The 5,889-nt window shown below is 36.4% G+C and carries 9 protein-coding genes; all 9 read right to left on the reverse strand.

Features of this window, described 5'->3' with window-relative positions; genetic code table 11:
* The coding region (locus AC1DND_RS16490) for an SRPBCC family protein (RefSeq protein WP_477583226.1) at positions 1-427 on the reverse strand (427 nt) is incomplete at its 3' end.
* 2 nt (positions 428-429) lie between these two features.
* Positions 430-747, reverse strand: coding sequence for an ArsR/SmtB family transcription factor (locus tag AC1DND_RS16495; protein WP_477583228.1), 318 nt, complete (start codon positions 745-747; stop codon positions 430-432).
* Between the two features lie 85 nt (positions 748-832).
* On the reverse strand, positions 833-1,249 hold the full coding sequence (locus tag AC1DND_RS16500; RefSeq protein WP_477583229.1) for a VOC family protein: 417 nt from the start codon (positions 1,247-1,249) through the stop codon (positions 833-835).
* Between the two features lie 297 nt (positions 1,250-1,546).
* Positions 1,547-1,882, reverse strand: a complete 336-nt coding sequence (locus AC1DND_RS16505) for an MmcQ/YjbR family DNA-binding protein (RefSeq protein ID WP_477583231.1) — start codon at positions 1,880-1,882, stop codon at positions 1,547-1,549.
* Positions 1,883-1,898: 16 nt separating this feature from the next.
* Positions 1,899-3,272 carry an exonuclease domain-containing protein gene (locus tag AC1DND_RS16510; protein WP_477583233.1) on the reverse strand — a complete coding sequence of 458 codons (1,374 nt, stop codon included), beginning with the start codon at positions 3,270-3,272 and terminating at the stop codon, positions 1,899-1,901.
* Positions 3,273-3,399: 127 nt separating this feature from the next.
* Positions 3,400-4,026 carry a hypothetical protein gene (locus tag AC1DND_RS16515; protein ID WP_477583235.1) on the reverse strand — a complete coding sequence of 209 codons (627 nt, stop codon included), beginning with the start codon at positions 4,024-4,026 and terminating at the stop codon, positions 3,400-3,402.
* Between the two features lie 10 nt (positions 4,027-4,036).
* Positions 4,037-4,390, reverse strand: coding sequence for a response regulator (locus AC1DND_RS16520; RefSeq protein WP_477583241.1), 354 nt, complete (start codon positions 4,388-4,390; stop codon positions 4,037-4,039).
* A gap of 122 nt (positions 4,391-4,512) precedes the next feature.
* Positions 4,513-5,271, reverse strand: a complete 759-nt coding sequence (locus AC1DND_RS16525; RefSeq protein WP_477583237.1) for a LytR/AlgR family response regulator transcription factor — start codon at positions 5,269-5,271, stop codon at positions 4,513-4,515.
* Between the two features lie 163 nt (positions 5,272-5,434).
* The coding region (locus tag AC1DND_RS16530) for a LytS family sensor histidine kinase (protein WP_477583239.1) at positions 5,435-5,889 on the reverse strand (455 nt) is incomplete at its 5' end.

Below are 5,889 nucleotides of genomic sequence, written 5' to 3' on the forward strand. Positions count from 1 at the left end.
CTGGTTCCAAATAATTTTTAAGTGCATCATTAACGAAATAAGTCCAGCCGCCATTGAAACTTGTTTTGGCAAAGTCAGGGCCGTTCTCAGCAAAGCTTTCTATACCACTATGTGTTAATTTCAGCCTTGTTTGCTCGCCTTGCTCAAATAACTCCCAGCTTACAACAGAGTTACCCGGATAACCGTCATACCGCCAACTGTAGGCGAGTTTCCTGCCCTCAACAATTTCTGTTATTTCGCAGAGATGTAAATATTGAGGACCATCATCCGGTCCACCAGAAAACTCAAACTTAAAGCCTACTTCGGGTTTAAAGTTTTCCAATTGAAAATACCACTGTTTAATTTCATTGTTGTCGGTTAAAGCTTTCCAAACTTTTTCGATAGGCGCATTATACACCCGTTCTACAATAACTGGTTCGTTTTTCATCTTTATTTTGATTTAGTGTCTTTTGATAAGTGTATTTCTAAAGCATCTAATTTGCTTGTCCAAAAAATACGGTATTGTTCTACCCATTTAGATACTTCTGCTAATTTTTGAAATTGTATGTTAAAGTACCGGTCACGGCCTTGTTGGGTAACTTCTACTAAACCACATTCTGTTAAAACTTTAATGTGCTGTGAAATGGCAGGTCGGCTCATGTCGAAATTTTCGGCAATCGCATTTAAATTTAAGGTGTTATGCGCAATTAGATTGATGATTTCTCTTCGGGTAGGATCGGCAATGGCTTGAAATACATCTCTTCTCATAAAATTAATTGCGTAAGTAATTGCTTACAAATATAAATGTAAGTAATTGCTTACGCAAATTTTAATTTATTTTTAAATAATAAAATTAACCCAAGGGCATTTTGCTCATATCCATATATAGAATACTCCATCTTTGTCCATCCAGATCAACAAAACCACAGCCATACATCCAGCCGTCTTTATAACCGGGCTCGCCATAAAGTGTGCCACCGGCAGCTACAACTTTTTCAGCCAGATCATCTACTTCCTCCGGACTTTCTGCATCAAAGGAGAATAATACTTCGCCGCCATTGCGTTTATCGGCAATACTGGTTCCTGCAAACCCTTCGTACAAAGCCTCTTCAAAAAGCATAATCGCTAAATTACTTTCTCCTACTAAAAAGCACGCCGAATCTTCGCGGGCGCCATACTGGAGGTTAAGCGTAAAACCGAGTTGCGTGAAGAATGCTTTTGACTGGTTAATGTTTTTTACCGGAAGGTTTATCCAAAGTGATTTTGTCATAACGTTTTATATTTGATGTAAGTAAAGATAGGTAAGCAGCTATAGAGTTGTCCTTGCTAAAAAAGAAAATTAACAGGGCTGTTTGAGACAATTCAGGTTATCGTGATTAGCTTATATTTTCTTCTATTCCTTATATGGTTAACGCATTGCGGCAATATTGCGCCTTGTGAAGCATAGTACTTTATTAGCCTGCGTTTTATAATCTTATGGGCTTAACTGGTTAGTGAAGTTATTGTACTAATTCTTGCCATGCACGGCATTTAAGGGTATTTCAGCTCATAATGTTAAGAATTGTACTTAAGCTTTGTACTTTTCTGAAAGGTCCTTTGAGGCCACATTGCAATAAGAAAGTGTAAGTGCATCGATAAGCATTTCGTCTGTTAATGCTGTTAGGTCAAAAATTGTCCAACCTTGTTTGCCCCAAGCCCCGCTAGCTGGCCATATGCTGTTCCGATCAAAATCACAGAAAACAGACTGATCAATTGCTGATAATTTAAATGTTGCCTGCTTTTTCTGGGTATTTAGCGTAGCAAAGATCTTTTTATTTACCCGGAAGGAAGTTTTTTCGAAATGTGGCAATTCAATAACTTCATCAAAAGATAGGCAATGAGCTATAAATATTGATGAATCCATGGCGTGTAGTTAAACGTTACAATTTATACAATTTCTGTGGGTGTTGTTCCGCGTAGTTCAGAATTAAATTTAAGATATAACTGTTGGACTGATAGATAGAAAGATCATTTTTGATTGGCGCCAGACCGTCAGCAAGATAGTTCTTATCGGTGAAGTAGCCCATTCCATAAAATTTTCCATTCTCTACAACCAAACAGCTAAACTCGTTGTCTTTTCTGCCCTCATCCACCAATGCGAAACTTGGTTGTTGTTTCTGGATATCGGCCAATGCTGTGTTTAATTTTTTATTATAAACACTTACAGTTTCTATTCCGCTGCAGGCACCAAAACATTGCCCATTTTCGTGTGCATAACATTTAGTGGCCGTTTTTTGCAGGTAACAGAGCTTAGCACAAAGCTGGTATTTATCAACAAGTTGGTTTAAGAAATTATAACCTTCCAATAAGCTGTTAAAACTCTGAAAAGCGTTATTGTTTTTTTTATGTTTATCTATCGCTAAGCGCAAATAGCCGTTTTGATCTTCGAAAACATATAAATCATATTTATGCTCATAACGCTTCATTGCCCGGTTGTTTTCAGGCCAAAGCCGTTTTATTTCATTGGCTTCTAAAATGAGTGCCATTAATTCGGTACCACAGATTACATGGTCTACATGATGAATCGTGCGTAAAAAATCCTGGCGTTGCCGGTTAGGTGTATTGCCTGTAAAGTGACTGGTTACGCGTTTCTTAAGGTCTTTAGCTTTTCCAACATAAATAATCTTGCCCTTACTATCTTTAAAATAATATACACCAGGTTGATGAGGTAACCTCAGAATCGAAGCTTTATCTAAGTGCGGCGGTAAAGCCTGCTCTTTTGATGTTTTCTTCAGCATTTCCGCAATTATGCCTTCCTGATCGTATTCTAGCAATAAATTGAATAGGATACTTGTTGCATCTGCATCTCCCGCTGCCCGGTGTCGGTTTTGAATCGGAATCTGCAAGGCTGTACAAAGTTTTCCTAAACTATATGAAGATTTGCCAGGAATTAGTTTTCTGCTCAACCTTACCGTACACAGCTTTTTGCATTGTAAATCATATCCTGCAGCTGCCAAATGATGCTTCAAAAAGGAATAATCGAAGTTTACATTGTGCGCCACAAAAACCTTATCGTTTAATAACTGATAAATCTGTAAAGCAACATCATCAAAAGTTGGGGCATCCAACAACATGTTATCATCAATACCTGTAAGCGCCGTAATGTAAACGGGTATAGGCTGCTTCGGATTAATTAGGGTAGTGTAAGATTCAACTATTTCATTGCCATCATGGATGTTAATGGCAACCTCGGTAATACCATTTGCTGAGGCATGACCACCAGTGGTTTCGATATCTACAACTGCGTATAACATTAAATTAATTTGAAATACAAATCTATGCTAAAATAATTAGTATGAAAATAATTTTGATTATTTCTTTAGCATAAAAAAAACGGTTATGTATTTAACGTAACCGCTCTGGTATTTTGTATGTAAATATTTAAAGTTTACTTAGTAGCTTGCTTAAATTAGGTTTGATGCCAATAGAAATCGGTACAGTGTTAAAAGCCCTGTTCTGGATTTTACTAAAGCCATACATGTAACTGGCCTCTACAAATAAATTGGCACCTCCAATATTATATTCAATACCGGCCCCACCTTCGGCAATACCCAAACCATTCGATTTATTATCTTGGGTAACCTGCAGGGTTGTGGTATTAACGCTAGCCTGAGGCGTAAGAATAAAACCGCCACCAGCACCTGCAAAACCATAAAAAGCCCATTTGTTTACAATTTTACGGTACCCTAAAGCAACATTTAGCAAGTAGGTGGTTGCCCTGCCTTTTTGTAAAGTATAGGTGTAGCCCGCATCTGGCGTTATCTGGTTAAAAGTAAAAGCATGTAAACTTGCTTTAGGGTATAAGAACAAACCACCTTTACCCAAACCCAAGTTTAAACCTAAAGATGTTGAAAATTTTGGTTTAAAATAATCCGAAGTTTCGCCCATTGGGAATGCAAAGCCAATTCCACTCATAGAATAGAGTTTATCTGGTCTGCTTTGTGCTTTTACTTTGATTGATAATGCTGCACATAACAACAGAAGAGATAGTAGTAATTTTAATTTCATATCTGATTTTTTAATTTTCGGTTAAAGCACTTACTTTTTGGAGCAAATCTGCCATGTTAAAGGGTTTTTCTAAATAATCGTCGGGATGGTATTGTTGCGATGTGATATAGTTTTCATCGTACCTCGCCGATGCCATAATAATAGGGATGCGCGCTGTTTCAGGATTTAACCTTAACTCTTTAAACACAGCACGCCCATCCATCCCATTTAACATAATATCTAGAATTATCAGATCGGGACTAAAATCTCTTATTGTTTTAAAAATATGTCGTGGCGATAGTAACGGATAAACTTTATAATGTTCGGTTTCTAATACATTCTGGAAAACTTCTAATACATCTGGATCATCATCCACAACCAACACTCTTTTCAAAACAGATAAATCAATTAATAATAAAATAGATTATCCTAATACAAAGTTTTAGACGTAATGTTTTGATTATGCCTTAAAAATTGATCCGATGCTGATGTTCGAACTATTAAAGACTATATTATGGTGCCGGGACGGGGCTTTTCCTGAAGTAAATTGTTCTTGATAAAATTTGCGAAAAGTTCTATATATGTGCCCGAAACAGTAAACGATGTTTCGCCAGAAAGCAGTATTTTATTACCGAGTACACTTTTAATATGCTGTTTTGCAATAACAACAGTAGGGTTAATCTGGATAAATGCCGAATGCTTCTTTAACATTTTCAAAGTCTTGGTAAAATTAGATTTTGAACTTAGAAAAGCATTTTTTGTAGTTTTAAATTGAATATCTTCCCCCATTTCTTCTATTGCAATCAATTCATTCAGATCTATTCTTACCAAATCAGCATTTTCTCCTTGTAAAGGGATGTAAAAGAAATGATCGGCGAAAATGGAAAAAGGATGTTGTTCTTTTTTTCCAGTTGGATAGAGGTTGTTTATTGTTTTCGTAAAATGTAAAATAGAGTAGGGCTTAAGCAAATAAGCATCCGCATCAACTTTAAAAGCATCAATGGCATACCGTGGGTGCGCCGTAGTGAAAACCAGGTGTTTTGTTTTTTGTCTTAATAAGGTTGCCAGTTCGATTCCGGAAAGTGAAGGCATTTCGACATCCATAAAAATAATATCGACAGGATTAGATACCGATATTTCTGCCAGGGCTTGGAGTGGTTCAGTAAAAGTTTGGATAAGCTTTAAATCAGGCAGTTTCTCCATATATGCTATTAAGCTCTCTAGGGAATGAGGGTCGTCATCAATAGCGATACAACTTATTGACATTTTTTATAGGTTTAGTTGATGCAAATTACAATTTCAACCATTAAAATGAAAAAAAAACATATTCGAAACGGATTTTTATGTATTCAGCAAGGAAAATCAGCTTTTCTTTTGAGGTTATTGTGTAATTTGAAATTTTAAACTAAAGTTATTAAAGCACGCTTTCTTATTTGATTTTAATAACCAGCATTACTTTGAAAAACTGGTCTGAATCAGTAAAGTAGCTGAATTCAGCATTTTTACCATAACTGTAAGCTAAACGCTTCTTTATGTTTTCCAATCCGGAACTTAAGCCTGAGTTGTCTTTAATTGCTTTTACTAAGTTTGAAGTTTCTATGATAAGTTGACCATTTTCAATTCTCAAACTCACTTCGGCAGGATGTGATGGTGTAAGCAGCTCGCCATGCTTAAACATGTTTTCTACTAAAGTGATTAATACTAGAGGAATGATTTTAGTGTTACGTATTTCATCATCGTACCAGAAACGGAGCTGTAAATGGTGATCTTTACGAAGCTGATGCAGGTTGATGAGGTTTTCTACCTGGTTAATCTCCTCATCAAGCAAAATAAATTCTTTATCCTGATTGCTATCAACCGAATAGCGCATCATCTCTGCAAGAG

The organism is Pedobacter sp. 01N416 (genome assembly GCF_056399685.1).